At 36.5% G+C, this 26,305-nt stretch carries 18 protein-coding genes; 16 read left to right on the forward strand and 2 right to left on the reverse strand.

Annotation, left to right across the window (positions count from 1 at the left end):
* Positions 1–415: 415 nt before the first annotated feature.
* Positions 416–1,282 carry an alpha/beta hydrolase gene (locus tag ACN6MX_RS00780; protein ID WP_419960789.1) on the reverse strand — a complete coding sequence of 289 codons (867 nt, stop codon included), beginning with the start codon at positions 1,280–1,282 and terminating at the stop codon, positions 416–418.
* A 488-nt stretch (positions 1,283–1,770) separates the two neighbouring features.
* Here ACN6MX_RS00780 and ACN6MX_RS00785 point away from each other — a divergent pair, with 488 nt between their 5' ends.
* The 6 genes from ACN6MX_RS00785 to ACN6MX_RS00810 all read left to right on the forward strand — a co-directional run bounded on the left by ACN6MX_RS00785 (position 1,771) and on the right by ACN6MX_RS00810 (position 9,922).
* Positions 1,771–2,736 (forward strand): 2-hydroxyacid dehydrogenase family protein, encoded by a 966-nt coding sequence (locus ACN6MX_RS00785; RefSeq protein ID WP_419960790.1) that lies wholly within the window; start codon positions 1,771–1,773, stop codon positions 2,734–2,736.
* Between the two features lie 266 nt (positions 2,737–3,002).
* The gene (allB, locus tag ACN6MX_RS00790; RefSeq protein ID WP_419960791.1) at positions 3,003–4,361 is read left to right on the forward strand and encodes an allantoinase AllB; all 1,359 of its coding nucleotides are present in this window, start codon (positions 3,003–3,005) and stop codon (positions 4,359–4,361) included.
* A gap of 42 nt (positions 4,362–4,403) precedes the next feature.
* A complete protein-coding gene (locus ACN6MX_RS00795) occupies positions 4,404–5,735 on the forward strand; it encodes an allantoinase (RefSeq protein WP_419960792.1) in 1,332 nt (443 codons plus the stop codon).
* 94 nt (positions 5,736–5,829) lie between these two features.
* Complete coding sequence (locus ACN6MX_RS00800; RefSeq protein WP_419960793.1) at positions 5,830–7,494, forward strand: PucR family transcriptional regulator; 1,665 nt, start codon at positions 5,830–5,832, stop codon at positions 7,492–7,494.
* A gap of 35 nt (positions 7,495–7,529) precedes the next feature.
* The gene (locus ACN6MX_RS00805) at positions 7,530–7,913 is read left to right on the forward strand and encodes a RidA family protein (RefSeq protein WP_419960794.1); all 384 of its coding nucleotides are present in this window, start codon (positions 7,530–7,532) and stop codon (positions 7,911–7,913) included.
* A gap of 611 nt (positions 7,914–8,524) precedes the next feature.
* A complete protein-coding gene (locus ACN6MX_RS00810) occupies positions 8,525–9,922 on the forward strand; it encodes an NCS1 family transporter (protein ID WP_419960795.1) in 1,398 nt (465 codons plus the stop codon).
* An 814-nt stretch (positions 9,923–10,736) separates the two neighbouring features.
* Here the strand turns inward: ACN6MX_RS00810 and ACN6MX_RS00815 are convergent.
* Positions 10,737–12,392: a PucR family transcriptional regulator gene (locus ACN6MX_RS00815; protein WP_419960796.1), complete on the reverse strand. Its 1,656-nt coding sequence runs from the start codon at positions 12,390–12,392 to the stop codon at positions 10,737–10,739.
* A gap of 527 nt (positions 12,393–12,919) precedes the next feature.
* Here ACN6MX_RS00815 and ACN6MX_RS00820 point away from each other — a divergent pair.
* From ACN6MX_RS00820 to ACN6MX_RS00865, 10 genes are all read left to right on the forward strand, one after another.
* Complete coding sequence (locus tag ACN6MX_RS00820) at positions 12,920–14,293, forward strand: uracil/xanthine transporter (RefSeq protein ID WP_419960797.1); 1,374 nt, start codon at positions 12,920–12,922, stop codon at positions 14,291–14,293.
* A 482-nt stretch (positions 14,294–14,775) separates the two neighbouring features.
* A complete protein-coding gene (gene allC / locus ACN6MX_RS00825) occupies positions 14,776–16,035 on the forward strand; it encodes an allantoate deiminase (protein ID WP_419960798.1) in 1,260 nt (419 codons plus the stop codon).
* Positions 16,036–16,090: 55 nt separating this feature from the next.
* Positions 16,091–16,855 (forward strand): (S)-ureidoglycine aminohydrolase, encoded by a 765-nt coding sequence (gene allE, locus ACN6MX_RS00830; protein ID WP_419960799.1) that lies wholly within the window; start codon positions 16,091–16,093, stop codon positions 16,853–16,855.
* Between the two features lie 282 nt (positions 16,856–17,137).
* Positions 17,138–18,190: an ureidoglycolate dehydrogenase gene (allD, locus tag ACN6MX_RS00835; protein WP_419960800.1), complete on the forward strand. Its 1,053-nt coding sequence runs from the start codon at positions 17,138–17,140 to the stop codon at positions 18,188–18,190.
* Positions 18,191–18,238: 48 nt separating this feature from the next.
* Positions 18,239–19,285, forward strand: coding sequence for an ureidoglycolate dehydrogenase (allD, locus tag ACN6MX_RS00840; RefSeq protein ID WP_419960801.1), 1,047 nt, complete (start codon positions 18,239–18,241; stop codon positions 19,283–19,285).
* A gap of 192 nt (positions 19,286–19,477) precedes the next feature.
* Entirely contained in the window at positions 19,478–21,223 is a 1,746-nt protein-coding gene (fdrA, locus tag ACN6MX_RS00845) for an acyl-CoA synthetase FdrA (protein WP_419960802.1), read from the forward strand.
* Between the two features lie 68 nt (positions 21,224–21,291).
* Entirely contained in the window at positions 21,292–22,566 is a 1,275-nt protein-coding gene (locus tag ACN6MX_RS00850) for a DUF1116 domain-containing protein (RefSeq protein ID WP_419960803.1), read from the forward strand.
* Between the two features lie 129 nt (positions 22,567–22,695).
* Entirely contained in the window at positions 22,696–23,472 is a 777-nt protein-coding gene (locus ACN6MX_RS00855) for a DUF2877 domain-containing protein (protein ID WP_419960804.1), read from the forward strand.
* 19 nt (positions 23,473–23,491) lie between these two features.
* Positions 23,492–24,427, forward strand: a complete 936-nt coding sequence (arcC, locus tag ACN6MX_RS00860) for a carbamate kinase (RefSeq protein ID WP_419960805.1) — start codon at positions 23,492–23,494, stop codon at positions 24,425–24,427.
* A 267-nt stretch (positions 24,428–24,694) separates the two neighbouring features.
* Positions 24,695–25,939: a Zn-dependent hydrolase gene (locus tag ACN6MX_RS00865; protein WP_419960806.1), complete on the forward strand. Its 1,245-nt coding sequence runs from the start codon at positions 24,695–24,697 to the stop codon at positions 25,937–25,939.
* Positions 25,940–26,305 lie beyond the last annotated feature (366 nt).

The following is a 26,305-nucleotide window of genomic DNA, read 5'->3' on the forward strand; positions in this document are numbered from 1 at the left end:
TTCAGGTGGGGACAAAGGAACGAAGGCTTTGCCACCTCCTGTGGCAAAGCCTTCGTGACCAACGTCCTGTTGGCCTCCGCGGGGGGAGCGATGAACCATCACCATCGCTTGTGATAAGATTAGGTTCAGGGAAGTTTGGTTATAGTTTATAACCTGGAAGATACAGTGAAATTCGTGGATATGCACAGGATTTAATAGAGATATTTACTGAACTAGAACTAAAAGAGGTACCTTTTGTTGGGCATTCAGTTGGTAGCGCCATTGGTATGTTGGCATCTATTCAAAAGCCTGATTTATCATTGTTTAATATATATACAACGGTTAACCTTGCAACACGATTAACCCGTTGTGATTTTTAGAAAAATGAAAAAGAGTGTTCCACTAAAAATAAGTGGACACCCTCTCTTGTTTTGGATCAATTGTCTTTTTGAAGATGCTTTCTTAGAAACTGAATGACATCATCAAATGCATTTTGCACAGACTCACTTTGCCAATCCTCATCAAATACATGTTTGCCATTTGGAATAGTTATCAACTGGTTTTCAACTCCAGCTTTCGTCAATGCTTCAGACATGTTTACTGATTGTTCATATGGAACATCTTCGTCTGATGTTCCATGTAATAAAAGTGTTGGCGGATAATCCGCATTTACAGAATTTATTGGGCGAAACGGTAGAAGATCTTTTTCTCCCATGTCGCTTATTTTATCAATCCAAACACCATTTTGTCTTGCATACATATAGATGGCATAACGTTTTTGAATCGGTCCAACGGTAATGACTTCATTTGATACGAGCATGTCGGCAAGTTCTTTTGGGACAACTGTCATTTTTTTGTAGTGCGGGCTTGGTTTTAGTGCCCACTCTCCAGTAATATCACCGTATCCATAAAACGAGACAATTGCTTGTGGTTTTATATCGAATGTACCAGATAAAAGGGCAAGGTAGCCACCAGCTGAGCTGCCAACCACTGCTATTTTTTCTGGATTATAGTCAAACTGTTGTATACCCTCAAGTTTTAGCCAGGAAAGTGCATCTTCAATATCTGTTTTTATAGCAGGAATTTTTGTTTCGGGTGCAAGCCGATAGTCAATCGAAAATACATTGAATCCCGCCTGTACATAAAATTCAACCTGTTCAGCTTTCATATCTTCTCTAGATCCCCAAAATAGCCCCCCACCATGAATATAAACAATGACAGGAGCAGACTGTGTAGCGGTGGGATAAAAATCTGCTTTTATTTCGAATTGTTCACCTTTTTTATAAACGACAGTTGTTTTCATCTTGTTGTGACACACACCTTTTATAAAATAGTCAATTTTTATCATTATAATCTAACTAATCTTTGAATTAATTCAACTTAATGATTCGGTATTATTAATTATATCATAAAAATAAATGGCCTTTAAATATGCAGTAAATTAGGAGAATTGCTCATAAACGTTAAAAGGAAAGACAAATCACTCATACACAGCCATAACCTACTTTTATCGAAAGTAAATAAGAAAAAGGACAATAATATTTATCCGCTTTTACTAAAAGTATGACCTACATTTTATCTTCATTATCAAATGAATCTCTGTTCCCCTCTCTAGTATAATTAACTGTTGTATATAATTTTGAAAGAAACAAGTAAATCACAAATAATAAGTCTTTGTTGAAAGCGCTTGCTAGATGGTTTCGCATCTATAATATGAGTGGATTAAGGGAATATTAATTGTTAGGAAATTATCCTCCTATTACAAAAAATATTGAAGAGGTGTTTATTAGAATGGCCAAAATCTTAGTTGCAGGGGAAATTCCACAAAAGGGACTAGACTTGTTAGAAGAAAGGCATGAGGTAGAGGTATTCCAGGGTGATACGTTAATTTCAGAAGAAACATTAAAAGAACGTATTAAAGATAAAGATGCCCTATTAAGTTTATTATCAACACCAGTCACAAAAGAAATTATTGATCTAGCTCCGAACTTGAAAATTATCGCAAATTATGGAGCAGGCTTCAATAATGTAGATTTTGAATATGCAGCAGCTAAAGGAATTCCCACTACCAATACACCGATTGCTTCTACTGCAGCAACAGCAGATTTAACGATAGCTCTTTTGCTAGCGGTTGCAAGGAGGGTGGTAGAAGGTGATGAAGTATGCCGAACAGTTGGCTTTAATGGCTGGGCACCACTTTATTTCCGTGGTCGTGAAGTAACAGGAAAAACAATTGGAATTGTGGGATTTGGACAAATAGGACAAGCAGTCGCAAAAAGGGCTGCGGCGTTTGACATGAAAGTTGTATACTATAGCCCACACCAAAAAAGCGAAGAGATAGAGAAATCATTAAATGCTACATATGTTTCACTTGACGAATTATTAACTCAATCTGATTTTATTACACTGAATTGTTCATATAACCCAAGTATGAAACACATGTTTAGTGCGAAACAATTTGAAATGATGAAAAGAACAGCTTATTTAATAAACTGTGCACGTGGTCCTATTGTAGAAGAAGTAGCTCTTATAAAGGCGTTAAATGAGGAAGTAATTGAAGGTGCAGCATTAGATGTATTTGAATTTGAACCTTCTATTGGTGAAGGCTTGAAAAAACTAAAAAATGTTGTTTTAACCCCTCATATTGGTAACGCCACATTTGAAGCTCGAGATGCGATGGCCGTAATGGCAGCTGAAAATATTGTAAAAGTATTAAATAACGAGAAACCGCGCTATGTAGTGAACGGAGTAATTTAAAGTAGGGAAAAAAGTAAAATTTTTTTAAATCTAAGTGTTCAAATAGTTAAAATAAACATGTTGAAAAATTCAAAGTCCGAATAGCTCAAAATAGTTTGGGAAAAGCTAAAGAGATTTAGTTTAATAGGTCAATTTGTTCCTGTTATTAAGCTACTTTATGATATGTCGTTCTTTACAGGGGCAATTAGAGCTATATTCATGATAGCTATCAAAAGGCGTTAAATTCAATAGAAGATGAAATATCCTAATACTAGGGAGGAACTGTAATGATGTATGATCTAATTATTAAAAATGGAAATGTTGTATTTCGTGATGGAGTCCGTCAAGTCGATATCGGAGTTAAAAATGAAAAAATTGCTTGTATAGCTATGGAAATAACAGATGAAGCAAAAGAAGTTATTGATGCTAGTGGGCAATATGTGATGCCTGGAATGGTTGACACGCATGTTCATATTAGTGAACCTGGTAGAACTGAGTGGGAAGGATTTGAAACAGGGTCAAAAGCAATGGCAGCTGGAGGTACGACAAGTTATGTTGAAATGCCACTGAATGCATTACCGGCAACAATTAATAAAGAAGCTCTTAATCTTAAACTTGATGCTGCAATTGACCAAAACTATGTTGACTATGGTTTCTATGGCGGACTTGTACCCGAAAATCTAGATAAACTAGCAGAATTGTCTGATGCAGGTGTTTTAGCATTTAAATGTTTCCTTTCAGATATTACGAGTGATATTCCTGGAGACTTTACTAATGTCGATGATTATACGATGTATAAGGGAATGCAAAAAATAGCAGAATTGGGTGGGATTTTATGTATCCATGCTGAAAACCCTTCAGTTACGTCTAAGCTTACGGAAGAAATGATTAGAGAAGGCCGTACATCCGCAGCGGATTATGTTGATTCACGTCCAATTTTCACCGAAGTAGATGCTGTTCAGCGTGCCATTTTGTTTGCAAAGGAAACAGGTTGTAAATTACACTTAGTACACATTAGTACCTCAGAAGCCATTCAGGTAATTTTAAAAGCACGTTCGGAAGGATTAGATGTAACGGTTGAATCTTGTCCACACTATTTTGCGATGACTGCTGAGCAAGTAGCGGAAATTGGTCCAAAAGCAAAATGTCAGCCGCCACTTCGAAAAGCTAAAGACCAAGCAAAATTATGGGACGAGTTATTGAATGGCAATATCGACTGGTTAACTTCTGACCATTCACCATGTACGGAAGACCTAAAACAAGGCAATATATTTGAAGCATGGGGCGGAATTAGTGGGGTTCAGAATAACGTTGATTTAATGTTTGATTTAGCTGTAAAGCAACGTGGTTTAGCGGTTGAAAAGTTTGTCGATTTGATTGCATTTAACCCTTCCAAACGTTTTAGCTTGCCTTATAAAGGGGAAATAGCTGTATCTAAAGATGCAGACATTATATTATTAGATCCAAACCAATCCTATGTTGTTAAAAGAGAAGATTTATATTATAAAAACAAACATAGTGCCTATGAGGGCAGAAAAATCGACTGTCGTGTAACAAAAACGATTGTTCGCGGTAATGTAGTTTTCGATTTACAAAAAGGAATCGTAGGAGAACCAATCGGGAAACTATTAGTAGCTGTAAAATAAAATAGAATTTCGAACTTTTTTACTAAAGGGAGAGCGATAATTATGACAAATTACGATTTAATTATAAGAAATGGTCACATTGTAACTTCTCAGTCAGTTGCAAAAGGAGATATTGCGATTAAGGATGGCAAGATTGCCGAAGTATCAATAAATGAAGGAATTAGTTCAAAAGGTGCTAACGAAATAAACGCAGAAGGTCTTCATGTTTTCCCCGGTTTAATAGATTCTCATGTGCATTTTAATGAACCTGGAAGAACGGAATGGGAAGGCGCTGAAACAGGAAGTAAAAGTTTGGCTGCGGGAGGAGTAACGACTTATTTTGATATGCCTTTAAACAGTACACCCCCAACGATAAACAAAGAAAATTTAGATTTAAAAAGAAAACTTTCCGAAGAGAAATCTGTTATTAACCCGAACTATTGGGGCGGGCTAGTACCGGAGAATATTGATAATTTAAAAGAACTTTACGATAATGGTGTCATCGGCTTTAAAGCATTTATGTCGCCAAGTGGTATAGATGATTTCCATCATGCTGACGATGCAACGCTTTATAAAGGAATGAAAGAAATCGCCTCTATTGGTTCACTACTTGCTGTCCATGCGGAAAGTACGGTAATTTGTGAACAGCTTGCAACGAAGAAGTTGCAAGAAGGGAAAACTTCTGCACGTGATTTTGTTGAGTCAAGACCGATTATTTCAGAGATAGAAGCTGTTAGAAGAATTATTTCTTATGCGGAAGCAACGGGATGTAAACTACATATCGTTCATGCGAGTAGCAGAAAAGTAGTTCAAGAAGTGGAAGAAGCAAAACGCAGAGGCGTAGATGTGACAGTAGAAACATGTGGACATTATTTATCATTAACTGTAAAAGACCTAGAAGAAAAAGGTGGGTTAGCCAAATGCGCGCCTCCTTTACGAGATGAAGATGAGTTAGAAGATTTATGGGTGGCAGTTGCTAATGGTGAAATTGATGTGATTTCCTCTGACCATTCTCCAGCACCGGCTTCAATGAAGACGATTACGGATAATTATTTCGAAGGTTGGGGTGGTATTTCTGGGGCACAATCAACATTTAATATTATGCTGACAGAAGGCTATGCAAAACGTAATTTACCTTTGGGAAAGATTGTTGCTTTAATGGCAGTAAATCCTGCAAAAATATTTGGTTTATCCAATAAAGGTGATATTGCTGTTGGTTATGATGCAGATTTCGCAATCGTTAATTTAGATGAAAGCTTTAGATTAGAAAAAGAAGATTTGTTCTATCGTCATCAACATTCACCATATGTAGGTATGACATTTAAAGGAAAAGTTAAGACAACCATTGTAAATGGTCAGGTTGTTTATGAAAACGGTCATTTTCCAAAACTATAAAAGAGTTTATATGTTGTGATTAACAGGTAATAAAGGATTACAAAGGGCTGAGGTATTTCTCGGTCCTTTTCTTAGTAGAGAGGAGGGAAGCTATTTGGAATTTCGTGTTGAAGATGTTTTGAAATTATCCTCACTCAAAAAGGCAGTTGTATTAAGCGGGGAAAAATATTTGCATAAAGTTGTAAAAGGTTCAACCATTATGGAAGCTCCAGACATTACTGACTGGTTAATAGGTGGAGAATTAATTTTGACAAGTTTATATCCTATTCGTTTTTTTAACGAACAGGAGCAAAAGCAGTTTATTGCGAAATTAGCTGAAAAAGAAATTAGTGCATTAGTGATTAAAAACCATCGTTTTGTAAATGAGATTCCCCAGTCTATCATCGATGAAGGGGAAAAGTGTAAATTGCCGATCATCCAAATTCCTAAAGAAGTTCCTTATGTTGATATTCTGTATCCTGTGATGGGAGAAATTTTGAATACTCAAGTAAAAAAACTTCAGTATTATAAAGAAATTCATGACCAGTTTACCGCTTTATCGTTGGCTGATGAAAGTCCAGAAAAAATCATTGAGACATTAGAGAAACTAATTGGAAATCCTGTCGCCTTATTTGACCGAAATTTCTTTTGTTTAGCTTCCACACTCCCTTATCTAACCAATTTCGAGATTATCGAAAAATATTATCACTTTGACAAAACAGAAGAGATGAAATTCCCTCATTACCGGCAAATTGTTAAGTACCTTGAACAAAAAGAGAAAATTGGACATCAAATAGTCGTTCCAATTGAAACAATTAACCATATAAAAACTTACCTATTAATCGGTGAAATGAATAAACCTTTGGAAGAGCTTGATTTTATTGCAGTTGAAAATGCTGCAACTTCACTTTCGCTAGAATTAGTCAAGAAATTTGCTGTGGCAGAAGTAAACAAACGATTTAAAAATGATTTACTGGAACAATTAATCGAGGGAAAAATACCTTCCAATATTCTTTATCAAGATGCCAATTTAATTGGTTGGGATATAGAAGGATCATTTGCAGTTGTGTTATTCAAAATAAGCAAGAACAATGAATCGATCTCTTTGAAACAAGTGAAACGAGGAATATCTAAAGGCAATGAAGAGACGTTGCTTCACGAAGCTATTTATCAGTATGTACCAGATGCGATTATTGGCAGTAAAAGCGGTTTAAAAGTAGTGCTTTGGAAAGTCGATATTGAAGATCGAGAATGGTTGATCAAAATTAAAGAAAGAGTATCGACCATTTTAGATTTGGTGAAAAGACAAGATAACGAAATAATTATTCAAGTTGGGATAGGGACACTATCAGAACATATAAATAATATTTCCGAAAGTTATATAAAGGCTCAAGATGCGTTGGAATTTGGAGATGTTTTAAATGGTAAAGAATCCATTACATCTTATTCTGAATTAGGGGTTTTTAGGATGCTCGGTCAATTCACTAATTCCGAAGAGTTAAAGACTTTTATTCCGCCATCTTTACAGACACTGTTAAATTATCAACATACAAATAAAACTGATTTGTTAACCACATTAAAAGTTTTTTTACAATGCAATCAAAATGCGACAAAAGCTTCTCAACTTCTTTTTATCCACCATAAAACAGCTGTATATCGTATTGAACGTATCAAGGAGATTACAGGGATGAATTTTGATGATGCTGAAGAAATGTTATTAGTTCAAATCGGATTAAAGATTACCGAACTTCTTGAACGGGAAAAAATCCATAAATATTAAATTTTATCATTGAAAAGATAAGGAAGTGTTATTGAATGGTTAGAAAGACGTATAGTGCAAAAAATGTAACAGCATCAGGGCCATATTCACATGCAGTAGAAGCGGATGACTTTATTTTTTTATCTGGTCAGACAGCAATGAATGCAGAGACAGGAGAAAACTTGCAAGGAAATATTGCAGAACAAACCAAACAATGTTTTACAAATTTATTGGAAGTATTAGAAGCAGCAAATCTAACACATGATGATGTTGTGAAAGTAAATGTATATCTGACGGATATGGATCATTTTTCGTCTATGAATGAAGTATATAAAAAGTTCTTCAACGATCCATACCCAGCTAGAACTTGTGTGGCAGTTTTAGCATTACCGTTAGGTGCGGAAGTAGAGATTGAAATGATTGCCAAGAGAAAAGTATAACTAATTTAATGTACTAATTTTAATCGAGAAATAGTCTCTCACTATCTGCACGGCACTGGTAAAATTCCAGTGCTTTTTCTTTTAGGAGACTAGAATGAAACTATTGATTCACTAAATACCTTGAAGAATTTTTAGTATGTAATTTAGTTTTTAAACTTTCTTACCTATCAATCTGAATTTTCGCTATTGCCACTTATTTTCCAGAGACATTATTTATGTCTAAATTCCTATATTTCCATAGAAATAGATTGTTCAATGTGTACAAAAGATTGTTCAATGGAGCCATTATTGTAACTATTGTTATGCACAGTATATAGTAAAGGCTTGTACATTTTGTTTAATAGACATAAAGACCTTCTTTATAAAGCTATGTATAATAAGTATGTTCATCATTATGAAAACGTTTCCGAGAGGATAAAAAAGTTAATCCAATGAAACTCGAGGTTATTTAACTAATTAAAGTGAAACTGCCAATTATGGGGAGAAAATTACCCTTCCAAATGCAAACACTGATTATAGTGTAATAATTATTTAGTAACAGGTTAAACTTTATTTATCGTTAAAATAAACGTAGCTTCAAAACATCATACGATAAAAAAGGAGTATGGCATATGTCTACAACAAATGAAAGTTACGATACAAAAGTGACGCAGATTGAACATATCACGGGATTGGATGAATCACTACATCCGAAAACTGATAAAGATAGGACTGTTAAACCAAGAGACTATATTTTCATGTGGATGGGCGATGGGGTTAACATAGGTAATATGACATTAGGAGCCAGTGTAATTGTAGCAGGAGTGGCAACGTTAAATGTTTTCCAGACAATGCTGGCAGCTTTAATCTCAATTGCGATCATTTCAACAATTTTCGCATTAAATGACCGTCTAGGCTATACAAAAGGTATTCCATATGTTGTACAACTTAGAATGTCATTTGGAACAAAAGGTACAGTTATTTCTTCTTTATTACGTGGTATACCTGCAATTGTATGGTACGGAATTCAAAGTTGGATTGGTGGTACAGCTTTAAATGAAATAGCGAAGATCGTTACGGATGGATCATTTGATAACATATTTGTTTGTTTCGTTGTACTACAGTTAATTCAAATTGTTATATCGCTATATGGTTTCCATGCAATCAAATGGGTAGAGACATTTGCTTCGATTGTTTTCATGATAGGACTTATTTATGTGTTTGGTCTTCTTGTATCAAACTATAGCACTGAAATTGCTCATACTTGGGTAAAAGCTGAAGGTTCGTGGGGATTACCGTTCTTCGGGCTCATCATGGTCTTTTTAGGGAATTATGCAGGTATCTTTGTTAGTGCTGCAGACTATTCCAGAGAGTTGAAAACTGGTATAAGTAATAAGAAACGTGGATTATTATACTTTACACCAATCACTCTTGCATATGGTTTTGTTATTGTTATCGGAGCAATGTTGGCTTCTGCAACAGGTGTAACGAATCCTGCTATGGCACTCCCAATCGTTATTGATAATCCTTATATTTCTGTAGCTGTATCGGCATTTATTGTATTAACAGTAATTGCGACAAATATGGTAGCAAACGTTGTACCACCAGCATATGTTATAACATTGCTAACAAAACTTAAATATAAAGTATCTGCGATTATAACAGGATTGCTTGCTCTTTGTGCATTCCCTTGGTTGCTTGTACAAGAGTCATCGGCTGCAGGTCTGAATTTGTTCGTATTAATCTATTCTGCATTTTTAGGACCGGTTATTTCAATACTCTTAGTCGAATATTATATTTTAAGAAAACAAAAAGTTAATACTACCGACTTATACAATGAAGAAGGTCCTTATGCCGGATATAATCCAGCAGGCTTGATCGCGATGTTGATCGGTGCGGCCGCTGCATTTGTAGAGGTCGAGCTGGCATGGATAATTGGTGTAGTAGTAGCAGGAGTAGCTTACTACCTTCTATCGAAATATGCCTTTAAAGGCTCAAGTTTCAAAAAAGGAACGATTTTCGAAAAATAAATATCCTTTCTGGAAATACCTCATGGAGAAATATCTCTATGAGGTATTTTTGTTCTTCATTTTGAACAATTATTTGTGCAAATGAACACAAACCTAAACTTCCTTGTTTGCAATAGATAATAAAAGTTCGTTCTTTGGCTAACTGACCTAAAGAAGTATAACTTTTTATTTTGTATAATAATGTAGCTCACTAATATAATAACGTTTTTAGAGTTTAAAACAGTGTTATTCGAATCTAATGTTGTTATGGAATCAATTGGTTGATTGAGTCTGAGAAAGAGAAAAAGTTTCTTAACGAATTAAACAAAGAGTTTCGATAATTAGTGACCTCATGAGGAGGGATTTTTTTTGAATCATATAGAGAGAAAGCGATGGTTGCCGGCTATAGTAATGATGTTTTGCCGACAAAAGAAGTGGATCGAAATTGGGGTATAGCGAATTTTTTCACTATTTGGATGGTTCTGTTGTGAAAATAAAGAGACATAGTAAGTGTTTGACTCATAAAGAAGGGAAATAGCGAACGAAATTGTATCTTGGAGAGCTTCTCCTATAAATAGGAAATTAGCTTTTCTCTAGCTATCCAAAAATGCATTTACCTGTTTCTATACGTTGTAGGAGGGCGACGGACAGGCAAACGCCATAAGATTACAGAAAAAAAGATACTGGTTGGTTGTGACGGAGGTCATAACCAACCAGTATCTTTAAAAACTCACGCGGTAATAATAAAGCGACAATTCTGTCCAAAGCACTCTGTAAACAATAGAAACAGGTTTTGAACATAAAGGAACTAAGCATTCTTCTTGTCCCGTTTTTCTTAACTAAAAGCCTCTTCCTCTTCTTTTAGAATAGAGCCGATGATGATGGCGACGCGTATCCGCAAAGAGTCAATCGGATCACGAAGGGAGCAGCTTAGCAATTCCTCTGCTTTTTCTATTCGATATTTCACCGTGTTTCGATGAACGAATAATTTTCTTGACGTTTCCGAAAACTCACATTGAGCATCTAAGTAAACTTGAATCGTTTTTACTAGTTCCTGCTCTTCCTTTGTTTTTGGATAGGCCAATGATTTTAATGTATTTTCATAAAGGGCTTTTAATTCTTTACGAGGAAGGGATTTTAACAATTCCTCCAAATCCCTTGTTTTGTAATATTTTATAAACCCTTTTAAATTTTGTTCGTATCCTGTCAGTATCGCTTCAACAGCTTCATGATAAGTGGTAGGTATTTCTTTAAGGGATGACACTGAGCGGCTTACTCCAAAGGAAAGGGTGAAATCTCCATTGAAGTTTGCTTGGACATTTTCTATGAATTGTGTGATCGCATTAATTTCTTCCTCACTATATTTTGGAAACTGTAAAATCATGGCGAAGTACTTTCCTTTTGTAAATAAAGTAGCTTCGAAACCTCCATGTATAATATCATCTTCAAGCTGGTCGTAAACGCTATTATGCAACTCTCCGACTTTTTTTTCGTAAAGTTGCAACGTTTCATATACTTCCCCTTGAGCGTCGATTGTACATACTACACATACATTCTCCATGCCTTTTTGGAGTCCGTAATAGTTAGATCGGCTAAATATCTCTTCATCGGACTGGATTTTCATTTCGATTAAATCAGCGAAAAAGTTATTTTTTAACAATCTCGAGTTTTCTTCGATTGCTTGTTCTTTTACGATTGTAAATGAAATGACATTGCCTGCCTGTTCTATTGCCATTTGTGAAGAAGGATATGGTAAGGTGAGGGAATCGAAAATGACGAGCATACTTGGATATTGACGCTTTGTAGGAACCGGAAAAGTAGAAACACTTTGATGTTCCCTTGATGGGATTGAAAACGTTGTTCCTTCTCGTGCAACAAGTAAGTCTTCATTCACCTTCTGAAGGATCTCCTGTTTAATATCCTTCATTGATTCCTTCAAAAAATCATGACTTTGGGCAATCTTTTCTCCCCTGTGATTCAATAAAAGGGCTGGACGTGCTAAAAGATAGCCTAATTGTTCTAATAGAGCACTTAAACTGTATCCTTTGATGAGCATATTGGAAAACTCTTTTTGAACATGCAATGCATAATACAGTTGCTCTGCCTCATGATCATTCAAATAATTCAAAATATGGCGGGAAACTTCACCTAATGTATGATTTGTCGGTAAATCAATAATTGGAAAAGCAAGATCATCAGCCAGTAATTTTACTTCAGGCGGCAATTGATGAAAGAATCTGCTGATTTTGATGACAAGGCCAGAACAATTTAAGTTGTGCATTTGTTTGATTAACTCGCAGAATTTCTCTGTATCATCCTTAAACGCATATCCGGTGGAAAGGAGAAGATGGTTTTCAGCCAAGAAATTAATCACGTCAGGCGTATCGGATATATTTACAAATTGTACATTTCTAGTTAGACCGCGATGGCCTGCAAGTACAATAGCTTCCTTCATACCTTCCAATATAAATAAATCATTTATGGTTTTCATGCGAATACCCTCTCTATATAAAGATTTCATAAAGAATTTAATCTAGCTACTATGTTGTTCATTTTACGTTAAAAGTAAACAAAAATCAAAGCATAAATTGTTCATAGTAAACAATGACAATTCCAACCGATAGCTGTAGACTGAATAAATAATGGTCGAAAATTAGGGAATACTATAGAGTGTTTATAATTTACATTTGGTAAATCCCTATAATGAATGCGAAGCGGTCGTATTAACTGACTGTGCAAGCGTTATTACCGCCCATTCAGCACTAAAGACCAACTAAGTATTACCAGTTAAGATCCTAAACACTGCTGAAAAAGGGCGACCTTCATCGTTCTGGAATATCTCCTTTGCGCGTTGAAAACCAAGTTTTCATCATATCATCTAAGGGTATGTCAAGTACTGGGCAAACAACTGGGGAACGAATTTAATTCCCTTGAAGAGATGAGCCTTACACCTGGTGTAGATATGTTAGCGGGAGTTCTAGTAGGTATCAAGGCTGCTGTTTATTTATAAAAGAAAAGGTGATTGTTATTAATGAGTTATTAAAATCAAGCAACTGGATTTCGGGCTTACAGTGGCTCTTTTTTATTTTTACCAACATAGTTGTTATACCGATTACTGTAGGGACGGCATTTGAACTTTCCTCAGGCACAATTGTCAATATGCTTCAGCTTTCCTTTATCGTGACTGGGTTGGCATGTATCGTTCAAGCGTTTTTAGGGCATAAACGAGCAATTATGGAAGGACAATCGGGACTATGGTGGGGTGTAATTTTAACACTTTGTTCCACGGCTGTGGCACAGGGGATGCCTTTACCTATTTTGGGGGGCAGTTTAACGGTTGGAATTATCATTACCTCCATTTTGACTTTTTTGATTGGTGTAACAGGGTTTGGACCTCGTTTAGCCAATTTATTTAAGCCTGCTGTAATGGGAGTATTTATGTTTTTATTCGGATGTCAATTAATTGGTATCTTTTTAAAAGGAATGCTAGGCATTCCATTTGGCAACCAAGCAAGGGATGCGCATATAGACGTATCGATTTCTTTATTATCAATAGTGATAGCAATTATTGTGATTGTGATTAGTGTGAAGGCACCTTCAAGTATTCGACGTTATGGTTTACTTATCGGAATTGTTGGTGGTTGGATTATTTATGCGCTTATTTTCAAGCCAGAAAATCCTGTCAGTGAAGCTACATCGTTTGGCCTTGAACTATTCCCATTAGGAAAGCCTGCATGGGACATCGGAATTATCATCACGACTGTTATTGCAGGATTGTTAAACTCGGCAAATACGGTTGGTGCGTTAAAAGGAACTGAAAGTATGTATGAGGTGGAAACGACTAAATCAGAATACAGAGCTTCCTTTACGATTACAGGTATTTTCACTCTTATAGCAGGATTTTTTGGACTTGTTCCAAATTCACCTTACGTTTCTTCGATTGGTTTCTTAAGCCAAACAGGAATAATAAAAAGAATTCCGTTTGTTCTTGGTGGATTTATGTTTCTCATAATGGGCCTCATTCCACCTATTGGCCACTTTTTTTCACAGCTTCCATTAAGTGTTGGTAGTGCAGCGTTATTCGTCTCTTATTTGCTTCTTTTAAATTCTTCCTTGAATTTCTTCAAACAGGTTGAATTCAATACGGTCAATATTTATCGTTCTGCTGTTCCATTGTTTGTAGGTGTTGTGATCATGACTCTTCCTGCTTCTTATTTCGTTACAGTTCCAAGTGTGATTCGTCCAGTTCTTAGCAGTGGATTATTAGTAGGGATCATTCTAGCTCTATTATTAGAGAACCTTTTCAAATGGGACAGTTACGGTAATGAAAAGAAAGACGAGCAAAAGGATATAGGGGACACGATTACCGATAAAACCGATTTACAAATATAATAATGAATGCGAATTAAAAAGGGTCTGAAAGATTTTTTCATGCCCTTTTGGCTTGCATAAACTTAACGGTAAAAAAAGTAATGGCTTTTTCGAAAACATTTTGAGTGACTGAGCCCTGCTAATTTTTATGGAATGGATATTTGACTTGGAAATTATAATAAGTGTACTTTCGACTCGATTTTCCGAAAGTTTTCTATTATCAAGACGGGTTGCTCATAAGGGATATCCCCATCATTGTTTCAGGTAGAAGGAGTGTTGACGGGAAATTAGATTTTTATATAAGTTATCCATCTTAGTTAAATGAAATGAAAATCTTCATCTCTATATGCTAAAGACTATTTTTATGGCAACGATTACAATGAATAGTGTAGCTAAACACTAAAAACAATTCAGTGCATACTATCTGTATGTATTACAAACAATAGTAGCGTTACCAAAATAATTATAGACATTACATAGCGCAGAAAAGGATGGTGAAATAGATGAACGATATGAAAGATATTGTACAAAAGCTTGATCATCTAGCAGAAGAAACAGCTAGCAAGCTTGAATGGTTAGCCGAATTCGGAAAAGATCCTGAAGGCGGAGTTTCTCGTTTACTCTATACAAAAGAGTGGGTTGAAGGTCAACACGCATTAAAAGAATGGATGGAAAACGAAGGCCTGGAAGCTCGATTTGATGATATTGGGAATTTATTCGGGACGTTAACAGGAAAAAACACAAATGAAACTATTTTGACTGGTTCCCATGTGGATACTGTGAAGAATGGTGGCCGTTTTGATGGTGCATATGGAATTGTTGCTGGAATTCTTGCGTTGAAATACTTGAAAAAACATTTTGGTCAACCAGTAAGAAACATCGAAGTCATTTCTATGGCCGAAGAGGAAGGAAGCCGTTTTCCTTACTCGTTTTGGGGCTCCAAAAACATTGTCGGTTTAGCGAAGCGTGAAGATGTTGAAACCATCAGAGACTTCGATGGTATTCCATTTGTTGTGGCGATGAAAGAGGCGGGCTTTGGCTTCGGAGAAGAATCGAAGGGTCCACGTAAGGATCTAAAAGCTTTTGTAGAAGTTCATGTTGAACAAGGAAGTGTTTTGGAAACGGAAAAAACGGCAATTGGTGTAGTAAACAACATTGTCGGGCAAAGACGGTATACGGTAGAAATAACAGGTGAAGCTAATCATGCGGGTACAACGCCAATGGGTTATCGGAAAGACGCTGTTTTTGCCTCAAGCCAAATGATCCATGAAATTATTTCGATGGCTATAGAAACCGGTGATCCTCTTGTAACAACGGTTGGTAAATTCGAAGCTTATCCTAACGTTGTGAATGTCGTACCGGGAAAAGTCGTCTTCACAATTGATGTTCGACATACGGATAAACAAGCTATTATTTCTTTTACAGAACAAATGACAGCAAGAATGCAGGAAATTTCTAAAGAACATGAAGTAGAAATGAATATCGATCTGTGGATGGATGAAGATCCAGTTCCAATGGATCAAAAGGTCGTTGAACTTATCGAAAAGCAATGTAAAGAAAACGGCCTCAATTATAAAGTAATGCACAGCGGTGCAGGGCATGATTCCCAAATCTTTGCTCCTGTTGTTCCGACAGCTATGCTGTTTGTTCCAAGTCTGAAAGGTATCAGTCATAATCCAGCTGAATTTACAGAGCCGGCAGATTTGGCGGAAGGTGTGAAAGCACTTATTGGTGCTCTTTACGAATTGGGCTATAAAGAATAACACTGTGAATTCGATATACAGATGAAAATATAAGCAAACAGAGGAGAATGTAAAAATGGGTTATCCAAAAGATTTACTTTCAAGCAGATCAATTATTAAACCAGGTCAATATGCTCTTATCGCTCCAGAGGGGTTAGTAAATAATGTCATCCCTGGATTTGAAAATTGTAGAATTTCAATCTTAGGCTCACCGAAACTTGGTGCAAGCTTTGTCGACTACGTAGTCACAATGCATGAAGGTGGAAAGAACAGCGAAGGTTACTGCGGTGAAGAAGATGTAGAATGCTTTGTTTACGTTCTTAGCGGAAAAGTGAAGGCGAAAGCGGATGACCAAGAATTTGTTTTAGAAGAAAGCGGCTATTTATATTGCCCACCAGGCGTAAAAATGTATTTGGAAAATATGGATTCAAGTGATTCCCGCCTATTCCTTTACAAACAAAAACACAACCCATTAAAAGGACGCAAGCCATGGGTCGTTTCGGGCCATGCGAATGAAATCGAGTACATGGACTATGATGATATGCACAATGTACATCTTAAAGATCTTTTACCATTAGATCTTGCTTTCGATATGAACTTCCACATACTTTCATTTGACCCGGCAGCTAGCCACCCATTTGTTGAAACACATTACCAAGGGCATGGTGCCTACCTGTTATCTGGTGAGGGTATGTATAATCTTGATAATGAATGGATTCCAGTCAAAAAAGACGATTACATCTTTATGGCTCCGTATGTGCATCAAGCAGCGTATGCAGTGGGCAGAGAACCATTAACATATGTTTATTCCAAAGATTGCAATCGTGATGCAACACTTTAACATTTAATGAACTTAGAAGTCGCCACATTTTGTGGCGACTTCTAAGTGACCAACATCCCTTGACCAACATCCCTTGACCAACATCCCTTGACCAACATCCCTTGGCCTAAAGCCTCCGACGGATGTCATAGTCTTTCAAAGGAAATTAGTCAAGCTCGCTTGACTAAAATTCTGCTGAGCTCAACAAAGTAAAGCAGAATCAAATACGCGAAGACGCATTTGATTAATCTACAATGTAATAAATAGAAAAGACATATATCAAAAAAAAAGTTGGTGTCTAAAATGAGAGTTACAAAAGAACAATTAAAACAATTAATACAAAATAAACTTCATAAAGCAGGCCTTCAAGAAAGTCATGCAGATACAGCTGCAGATGTTCTTGTATTTGCAGACGAAAGAGGAATTCATTCCCACGGTGCCATGCGTGTTGAATATTATGCTGAAAGAATTGCTAAAGGTGGGATTAATACAAACCCTGACTTTAGATTCGAAAAAACAGGTCCTTGCTCCGGCGTTTTCCATGCAGATGGCGGAAATGGCCATACAGCTGCCAAATTGGCAATGGATGAAGCCATAAAAATGGCAAAAGAAAATGGTATTGCTATTGTTGGAGTGAGAAATATGTCCCATAGCGGAGCGATTTCTTACTTTACTCATCAAGCTTCACAGGCTGATCTTATAGGAATTAGCTTATGTCAGTCAGATCCGATGGCCGTTCCATTTGGTGGAGCAGAGCCTTATTATGGCACGAACCCAATTGCCTTTGCTGCACCAAGTTCTGAAGATGGTAAATCCATGACTTTAGATATGGCAACAACAGTTCAAGCTTGGGGGAAAATTCTTCATGCAAGATCAAAGGATGAATCTATTCCTGATACATGGGCAGTAGATAAAAATGGCGAGCCAACAACAGATCCTTTTAGTGTGAATGCATTATTGCCAATTTCGGGACCAAAAGGATACGGGCTAATGATGATGGTTGATGTTTTATCAGGTATTTTACTTGGCCTTCCATTTGGAAATAAAGTTTCTTCTATGTACGATAATTTAGCTGAATATCGCAAATTAGGCCAGCTTCATATTGTCATTAATCCAGAATTTTTCGGGGGTATAAGCGGCTTCAAGAAAGATGTTTCGCAATCAATGGATGACCTAAACCAGATAAAACCTGCAACAGGCTTCACAAAGGTTTTATATCCTGGTCAAAATAATGATGTTGTAATCGAAGAGTATAAGGATAATGGCATTGAAATTGTAGATGATATATTAGAATACTTACGTTCTGATGTAATCCATAACAATCAATATGATCATAAAGATCCGTTTGCTAAGTAGTTTTTTAAAGTACAAATAAGTAAAGTCAAATTCAAAGGGTGAGAAGGAATGAGAGTATCAAAGGAGCAATTGCATGAGTTAATTTCTACAAAAATTCATAAGGCTGGATTAACGGAAGATCATGCTTCTGGAGTTGCAGATGTTCTTGTTCATGCAGATGCAAGAGGCGTACACTCTCACGGAGCAATGCGAGTTGAGTATTATGCTGAACGAATTGCCAAAGGTGGAATTAATAACCTCCCGGAATTTAACTTTGAAAAAACAGGACCATGTTCAGCGATATTTGATGGTGATAATGGAGCTGGGCACGTTGCGGCAAAATTAGCTATGGATGAGGCTATTAAAATGGCCAAGGAAAACGGAATTGCTATAGTAGGTGTAAAAAGAATTAGTCATAGCGGTGCGCTTTCTTATTTTGTTCAGCAAGCAGCTAATGCTGATTTAGTTGGTATTTCCGTTTGTCAATCCGACCCAATGGTTGTTCCATTTGGTGGAGCAGAACCTTATTATGGGACGAACCCAATTGCGTTTGCTGCACCAGGGAAAGACGGTAAACATATTACTTTTGATATGGCAACTACTATACAGGCGTGGGGGAAAATCCTTCATGCAAGATCGAAGAACGAGCCAATTCCTGATACATGGGCTGTTGACAGCAACGGGGAACCTACAACAGATCCATTTAAAGTAAATGCTTTGATGCCAATTGCTGGACCAAAGGGATATGGACTAATGATGATGGTTGACGTGCTTTCTGGCATTCTGTTAGGTCTGCCATTTGGAAACAAAGTATCTTCTATGTACCATGATTTAACTGAAGGTCGAAATCTAGGTCAACTTCACATTGTTATTAATCCAGAATACTTTGCTGGACTTAGTTCTTTTAAAGAATCTATAGCTCAAACAATACAAGAATTGAATGATATTAAACCAGCTACAGGTTATAACCAAGTTTACTATCCTGGACAAAGAAGTGCTGAAAGAGAAGAAGCATACGAAAAAGACGGCATTGAAATTGTCGATCATATTTATGAATATTTAACTTCAGATGTTATTCATAATAATGCTTATGATCATAAAAGTCCTTTTGCATAATAAATGGAAAAAACGCTGTATTAAAGGGCGGCAGAAAAGAAAGTCGCCCTACTTAAATGGAATACAATAAATATACCAATACTTTTGGGATTTTTATTTGTATGCATTGCAAAATTTGCAGTTTCAATTATTTAGGAATGTAGTAATTGGACAAGTCATTTTTACAAATTAGAAGAAGAGGTGCATTCAAACATGCTTTATACAATTGTTAAACAGAATTCCTACCAGGATTCAGTTAATTTAATGCTTCTTACAAACAAAATTTCCACTATGGAAGGCATTAACAAAGTTCAAATCATGATGGGAACTCCGTCTAATAAAGATATTTTAAAGGCTGCTGATTTATACACAGAAGAACTTGAAAGTGCTGCGTCAAATGATATGTGTATAGTAGTTGATACTGACTCAGAAGAGAAAATTCAAGAGGTTCTTGAAGAAACAGACAACTATTTAAACAACCAAGCAATCTCTGCTGGTAAAGAAGCTTTCGAAACTGTTCGCTCTTGGGATAAAGCAACAAATGCTTTGCCAGGTGCTAATCTAGCAATTATTTCTACGCCAGGTCAATATGCCGCTGAAGAAGCTGAAAAAGCACTTGATAGAGATATGCACGTACTAATATTCAGTGACAACGTAACGGTTGAAGATGAGCGTCGTATTAAAGAAAAAGCACATGAAAAAGGACTTCTTGTAATGGGTCCTGACTGTGGTACAGCGGTAGTTTCTGGCGTGCCTCTTGCTTTCGCGAACGTTGTTAAAACTGGAAAAATTGGTGTAATCGGAGCTTCTGGTACAGGTATTCAAGAAGTTACAACAGAAATTGACCGTCTAGGCGCTGGAGTTAGTCATGCAATCGGTACCGGTGGTCGTGACCTTTCCGAAAAAATAGGTGCGATTACAATGTTAGATGGTATTAAAGCATTAGCACAACATAGCCAAACAGAAGTAATCACATTAATCTCAAAACCACCTGCTAAAGAGGTTCGTGATGAGGTAGTTCAATTACTTCAAAGTATTTCTAAACCAGTTGTTGCTATTTTCCTTGGTGAAGAACCCCATAACCATGAAGGCAATATTTATTATGCTAACACACTTGAAGAAACAGCTGCGATTGCTGTTGATCTTGTTAAAGGTAACCCAATTAAGTCAAGTTACAACAAATTACAAAGTCAAATACCTGCTGTAAACTTAAAGCCGGAGCAAAAAACAATTAAAGGTCTATATTCAGGCGGTACATTAGGTTATGAAGCAGCTACTTTAATTAGTAGAGGTCTTAACTATGATAATACTGGTGCTCATGAGGAAGGATATCTTCTAAGTGCAAATGGATTTGAAGTGATCGACCTAGGTGATGATATTTATACACAAGGTAAACCGCATCCAATGATTGATCCAGATACTAGAATTCAATACTTCCAAAAAGCAGCACAAGATGAATCAACTGCAATTATCCTATTTGACCTAGTCCTAGGATATGGTTCTCATGAAGATATGGCTGGCGCACTTATTCCTGGTATCGAAAAAATTCAAAAAGAAACACAAGCAAAAGGTAAAGAAATTTACTTCGTAGCAACTGTATGTGGTACCGACCAAGATCCACAAAGCATTGATGAGCAAAAAGCAAAATTAGAAAAAGCTGGAGTTATCTTACGTGATAGCAACAACCAAGCAACTCTTACTGCATTAGCTATGCTTGATATTCAAATCGAAGAAGTACAAAAAGAATTAGTTCCTGCAACAGAAACTTCAACAGTTGAAATTACTGTTTCGGAAGCTGTCCAAAAATTATTAACTGAAAAACCAAACGTTGTTAACGTTGGATTAAAGAAATTCACAGAAGCAATTACTGCTAACGGCGGAAGAGTTGTTCAGTATGACTGGCGTCCAGTTGCTGGCGGTAACGCAAGATTGCGTCAAGTTTTAAGTGTACTTCGTTAATCAAAAAAAATTATTCAAACTTCAGGTCAATAAATTAAATGACCAATGAATTTTTAGGAGGAAGCATAATGTACGGACAATTTAAAACAATTGACGAAGCAAACAGAGCAGTTATCGATAAAGTAGTATCGAGTGCACCATTTTTAGTGGATGTTGTTCCAGCTAAATCTGTAATTAAAGAATTAAACGAAAAAGTATTACTTCATGCAGGACCACCTATTAAATGGGAAAACATGACAAGCCCGATGCAAGGATCTTGTGTTGGAGCTACATTATTTGAAGGTTGGGCATCTAACGCTGATGATGCATTTAAAATGCTTGAAAATGGAGAAGTCAAATTCATTCCTTGTCACCATGTGAATGCGGTTGGTCCAATGGGTGGAATTACATCTGGAAGCATGCCAGTTCTTGTTGTAGAAAATCGTGATGGTGGAAATCGCGCATATTGCACAATGAATGAAGGTATTGGTGCGGTTCTACGTTTTGGTGCCTACTCTGAAGATGTAATAAACCGTCTTGGATGGTTCAGAGATGTACTTGGACCTGTTATTTCTAAAGCACTTAAAGTAAAAGGCGATGGATTAAACGTAAACGTTGCAATGGCAAAAGCAATTACAATGGGTGACGAGTTCCACCAACGTAATATTGCTGGTTCACTTATTTTCTTAAAAGACATCGTGCCATACATTTTACAAACAGATGTAAATGAAAAAGACCAGCAAGACGTAATCCAATTCTTAGCTGATACAGATCAATTCTTCTTGAATATTGCGATGGCAACTACTAAAGCAGTAATGGATACAGCTCGTGAAATCCAACACGGTACTGTTGTAACAGCAATGTGCCGTAATGGTCATGAATTCGGAATCCGTATTGCTGGTATGGGCGACCAATGGTTTACAGCACCAGTTAATACACCTCAAGGTTTATTCTTTACTGGTTATGATCAAGACATGGCTTGTCCTGACATGGGTGACAGTGCCATTACTGAAACATTCGGAGTAGGGGCATTTGCAATGATTGCTGCTCCTGGTGTTACACGCTTTGTAGGTGCTGGCGGTATGGATGATGCAGTTACTACAAGTAATGATATGATGGAAATTTGTATCGATCATAACCCTAACTTCTCTATTCCAACTTGGGACTTCAAAGGTTCTGCCCTAGGAATTGACGCAAGAAAAGTTGTTGAAACTGGAATTGAACCAATTATCAACACAGGTATTGCACATAGAGAAGCAGGAGTTGGCCAAATTGGTGCAGGTACAGTTCGTGCTCCATTAGCTGCCTTTGAAAAAGCGATTGATGCATACGCTGTAAGCCTTGGTCTAATTGATCCACAATAAATGAATAATTGCACTCTTTTTGGAGAGGACTATAGTTATCTAGTTCCTCTCCTTCTTTATAACAATGAAAATGGACACGTTCATAGTCGTTTTTCTAATGGCTTTAATATTAAAATGGACGATTCTCTAGTGTTTATAGGGAATAATAAGAACGGTCTCCTGCCATTTGGAATTCATCTTCGCGAAGAAGATATTTTAAGTGCTGTTTCCTCTGTAAATATTGGAGATTCAGTTATTTGGAATAGAAGAACAGACACCATTGAAATACCAGGTATAACGATCAGTCTTGAAAGAGGCAAAAGTTTTAAAAATGAATTAACTACTTTAAAAAGCTCAAAGATTTTTAAGGATAGTTTTGAACGATTTTGTTTACAGCTAAACGAAATAGAAAACCAAACTGGACTGAATATTTCCATCCGTGAATTTTTAACTAAGTATGTTGAAGGTGAACAAAGATGGAATGAAGTAGAACCATATTTGATTATGTTGGTTGAAGCGGCCGAGTCAAGTGATGAAATTTTAATAGAGAAAGCTCTTAGATACTTTCTTGGAAGAGGACAAGGCTTGACTCCCTCAGGGGATGATATGATTGTCGGGCTGCTTGCCTTTGATGCAGTTTCAGGTTTTCTTTCCACTTGCTTTTATAAAAAAGTTTCAGAGCTAATCGAAGGTGAGTCGATTACAACTGATGTGGCAAGAGAGTATTTACGTTATGCACTTAAACGGGAATACAGCTCAACCGTTTCCGATATGGTTAATACACTTGCAAGCGGTAATGCTTCTAATTTCGAGAAAGCCTTTCATGACTTAATTGGAGTTGGACACAGTTCAGGATTGGATACTGTATTAGGTATTGTTATAGGAATGTTAGTTTTTAGAAATCAAAAAATAACCGAAACAAATTAAAAGGTTGGAGAGTGTTTATATGAGTAAAGTCGTTCTAGCGATTGGCGGAAATGCCATTATTAAAGAAGGTCAAGTAGGTACGATTGAAGAACAGCGCCAAAATATCATGGAAAGCGCTGAGCCTGTTCTTGAATTAATGGAACAAGGCCATACGGTTGTTATCACTCACGGAAATGGTCCGCAAGTTGGTAATACGTTAATAAGAGGAGAAATGGCTAAATCTGTAGTCCCAGAATATCCTTTAGATGTGCTTGATGCGGAAACTCAAGGAAACTTAGGTTACTTAATCCAACAAGCTTTTAAAAATAAGATGGTTGAACGAAATATTAATAAAACAATTGCAACTGTAGTAACACAGTCAGTTGTTGCTAAAGAAGACCCAGCATTTGAAAATCCTACAAAACCAATTGGGCCATTTTATTCAAAAGAAGAAATGGAGAAAATTGTAGAAGAGCGAAATCTTTCGTTTGTTGAGGACAGCGGAAGAGGATATAGACGTGTTGTTGCTTCTCCAAAACCTACAAGAATTGTAGAAAAAGAAGCGATTGAAGCATTGCTTGATAAAGATATTACCGTTATTACTGCTGGTGGAGGCGGAATTCCTGTAATCGAAAATGGCGGAAAATTAGAAGGCGTTGAAGCTGTTATTGATAAAGACTTCGCAAGTGCATTACTTGCAGCTGACATTAATGCCGATTATCTATTCATTTTGACAGGTGTGGAACAAGTTGCCATTAACTTTGGTAAGCCAAACCAACAAAATCTGTTGGAAGTGACTATTGAAGATTCACTTCGCTATCTGGAAGAAGGACAATTTCCAAAAGGAAGCATGGGTCCAAAAATTGAAGCAGCTATTCTTTTCCTACAAAAAGGCGGAAAGAACGTTATCATTACTTCTATTGATAAGCTTCAAGATGCTCTTGCTGGTAAAACAGGTACACGTATTGTAATGTAAAGTTAAATATATAAATTTGGTCTGTCTATCACTACCTCTGAAAAGAATGTAGCGGTAGACAGTACTTTTTATTTTGGGGAATTAAATTACTTAAATTCTTTCTTCATTGTCCCTGCATATTTTTATTTACTACATAATTGTCATTACCAGTCTGAAAAAGAATTGAAAACTATGTTCACATTTTAAAATAATTCATAATTAGTGACGTAAATATTCTGAGTATTCACTATAGGCAGAAACTACGAGGGTGAGGCAGGAGATATCAATATGGATAGTAAGCAAAGATATCAAATACTTTTTAATAAAATCAATCAATATAACTCAGGGAATAAAGGAATCACAAGAGTTGCTTATACAAATGAAGAACAGGCATGTACACAAGCTTTTATGCGAATGTGTAAGGACGAAGGATTAGATATCCGGATAGATCAATGTGGAAATGCAATTGGGAGAAGAGAAGGTAGAATAAAGGGACTTCCACCTGTTTTAATCGGTTCTCATTTGGATACTGTTTATCAAGGTGGTAATTATGACGGGGTAGTCGGTGTTACTGCTGCATTGGAAGTTGTAAAACGACTTAATGAAAAAGGAATTGAAACAGATCATCCAATCGAAATAATTTCATTTGCTTGTGAAGAGTCTTCTCGATTTGGTGTTTCAACTTTAGGAAGCAAAGCGATGGCGGGTACATTTGATAAGGAAAAAGTTAGATATTTAAAAGATCGTAATGGAGTAACATTGGAAGAGGCACTTTCTCTATGTGCATTTGAAATTGATAGTGTTGAATATGCAAGTAGGGAAGATGAAAATATAAAGGCTTTTTTTGAACTGCATGTAGAGCAAGGTCCTGTATTAATGAACGAAAATAAAAAGATAGGTATTGTTACCGGAATAGCAGCTCCTGTTAGATTTTCTATAAGAATAATAGGAACCCCTTCACATTCTGGCACAACTCCGATGAATATGCGAAATGATGCTCTTCTAGGTGCATCCGAAATAGCGTTGGAACTTGAAAAAGTAGCAATTAGTGAACAAAATTATGGAACTGTTGCTACGATTGGAGTTTTAGATATTCAATCTGGCGCAATGAATGTAGTGCCGGGTGAAGTAGAAATCAAAGTTGACATTCGAGGAACTTCATTAGTATCAAGACAGCGTGTGTTAGACCATCTAAATCGAACGATTGAGTTAGTGGGAAGAACTAGACATTTAGAAATCTTTAGTCAGGAGATTATTTCGGAGGAACCAGTAATATTATCTACTGAAATTATTAATGCTATGGAAAAAATTTGCAAGGAACAGGATATTTCTTATAAAACAATGCCAAGTGGAGCAGGTCACGATGCTATGAATATGGTAAAGCTATGCCCAACTGGTCTTATTTTTGTCCCATCTGTAAATGGCTTAAGCCACCATCCGGATGAGTATACTGATCATGATGATATATTAATAGGTATTGAAGTATTAGAGAAAATTGTAATTCATTATTCTAAAATGGATTTGAAAATTTAGGGAAACAAGAGAATATCTCAAATTCAGATATTGGATTCAGATTAATATTTTTCATACCAACAGTTTGTTCGTCAATACGGATAATTATTTGAGATATTCAGCAATTATTATAAAATTAATTGCGCCTAGGTGAAATTGCATCCAGTTCTATTCAAGATTTGTGACATCAGCCTAAGTCTTGGGTCAACAGGAGGCTGGTTACTCAGGCATTGCCGCAGAATGCGATGATTTTAGCTCTGTTCTAAAAATTGAACGGGGCTATTTTTTTGCGGACAAAATTTATCTTCATTCAGCAAATGTTATTACGACGAGCTTGCGGGAGCGAGAGTTACTAGTCAATTAAACATGAAGGATGATGTCATTGAA

Origin of the sequence: Psychrobacillus sp. BM2 (assembly GCF_048572895.1) — a bacterium.
Lineage (GTDB): Bacteria > Bacillota > Bacilli > Bacillales_A > Planococcaceae > Psychrobacillus.

What these genes read in the sequence shown, in the direction of transcription:
- ACN6MX_RS00780 (WP_419960789.1), bottom strand. Translation starts at nt 1,282, where the DNA reads ATGAAAACAACTGTCGTTTATAAAAAAGGTGAACAATTCGAAATAAAA.
- ACN6MX_RS00785 (WP_419960790.1), top strand. Translation starts at nt 1,771, where the DNA reads ATGGCCAAAATCTTAGTTGCAGGGGAAATTCCACAAAAGGGACTAGAC.
- allB (WP_419960791.1), top strand. Translation starts at nt 3,003, where the DNA reads ATGATGTATGATCTAATTATTAAAAATGGAAATGTTGTATTTCGTGAT.
- ACN6MX_RS00795 (WP_419960792.1), top strand. Translation starts at nt 4,404, where the DNA reads ATGACAAATTACGATTTAATTATAAGAAATGGTCACATTGTAACTTCT.
- ACN6MX_RS00805 (WP_419960794.1), top strand. Translation starts at nt 7,530, where the DNA reads ATGGTTAGAAAGACGTATAGTGCAAAAAATGTAACAGCATCAGGGCCA.
- ACN6MX_RS00810 (WP_419960795.1), top strand. Translation starts at nt 8,525, where the DNA reads ATGTCTACAACAAATGAAAGTTACGATACAAAAGTGACGCAGATTGAA.
- ACN6MX_RS00815 (WP_419960796.1), bottom strand. Translation starts at nt 12,392, where the DNA reads ATGAAAACCATAAATGATTTATTTATATTGGAAGGTATGAAGGAAGCT.
- allC (WP_419960798.1), top strand. Translation starts at nt 14,776, where the DNA reads ATGAACGATATGAAAGATATTGTACAAAAGCTTGATCATCTAGCAGAA.
- allE (WP_419960799.1), top strand. Translation starts at nt 16,091, where the DNA reads ATGGGTTATCCAAAAGATTTACTTTCAAGCAGATCAATTATTAAACCA.
- allD (WP_419960800.1), top strand. Translation starts at nt 17,138, where the DNA reads ATGAGAGTTACAAAAGAACAATTAAAACAATTAATACAAAATAAACTT.
- allD (WP_419960801.1), top strand. Translation starts at nt 18,239, where the DNA reads ATGAGAGTATCAAAGGAGCAATTGCATGAGTTAATTTCTACAAAAATT.
- fdrA (WP_419960802.1), top strand. Translation starts at nt 19,478, where the DNA reads ATGCTTTATACAATTGTTAAACAGAATTCCTACCAGGATTCAGTTAAT.
- ACN6MX_RS00850 (WP_419960803.1), top strand. Translation starts at nt 21,292, where the DNA reads ATGTACGGACAATTTAAAACAATTGACGAAGCAAACAGAGCAGTTATC.
- arcC (WP_419960805.1), top strand. Translation starts at nt 23,492, where the DNA reads ATGAGTAAAGTCGTTCTAGCGATTGGCGGAAATGCCATTATTAAAGAA.
- ACN6MX_RS00865 (WP_419960806.1), top strand. Translation starts at nt 24,695, where the DNA reads ATGGATAGTAAGCAAAGATATCAAATACTTTTTAATAAAATCAATCAA.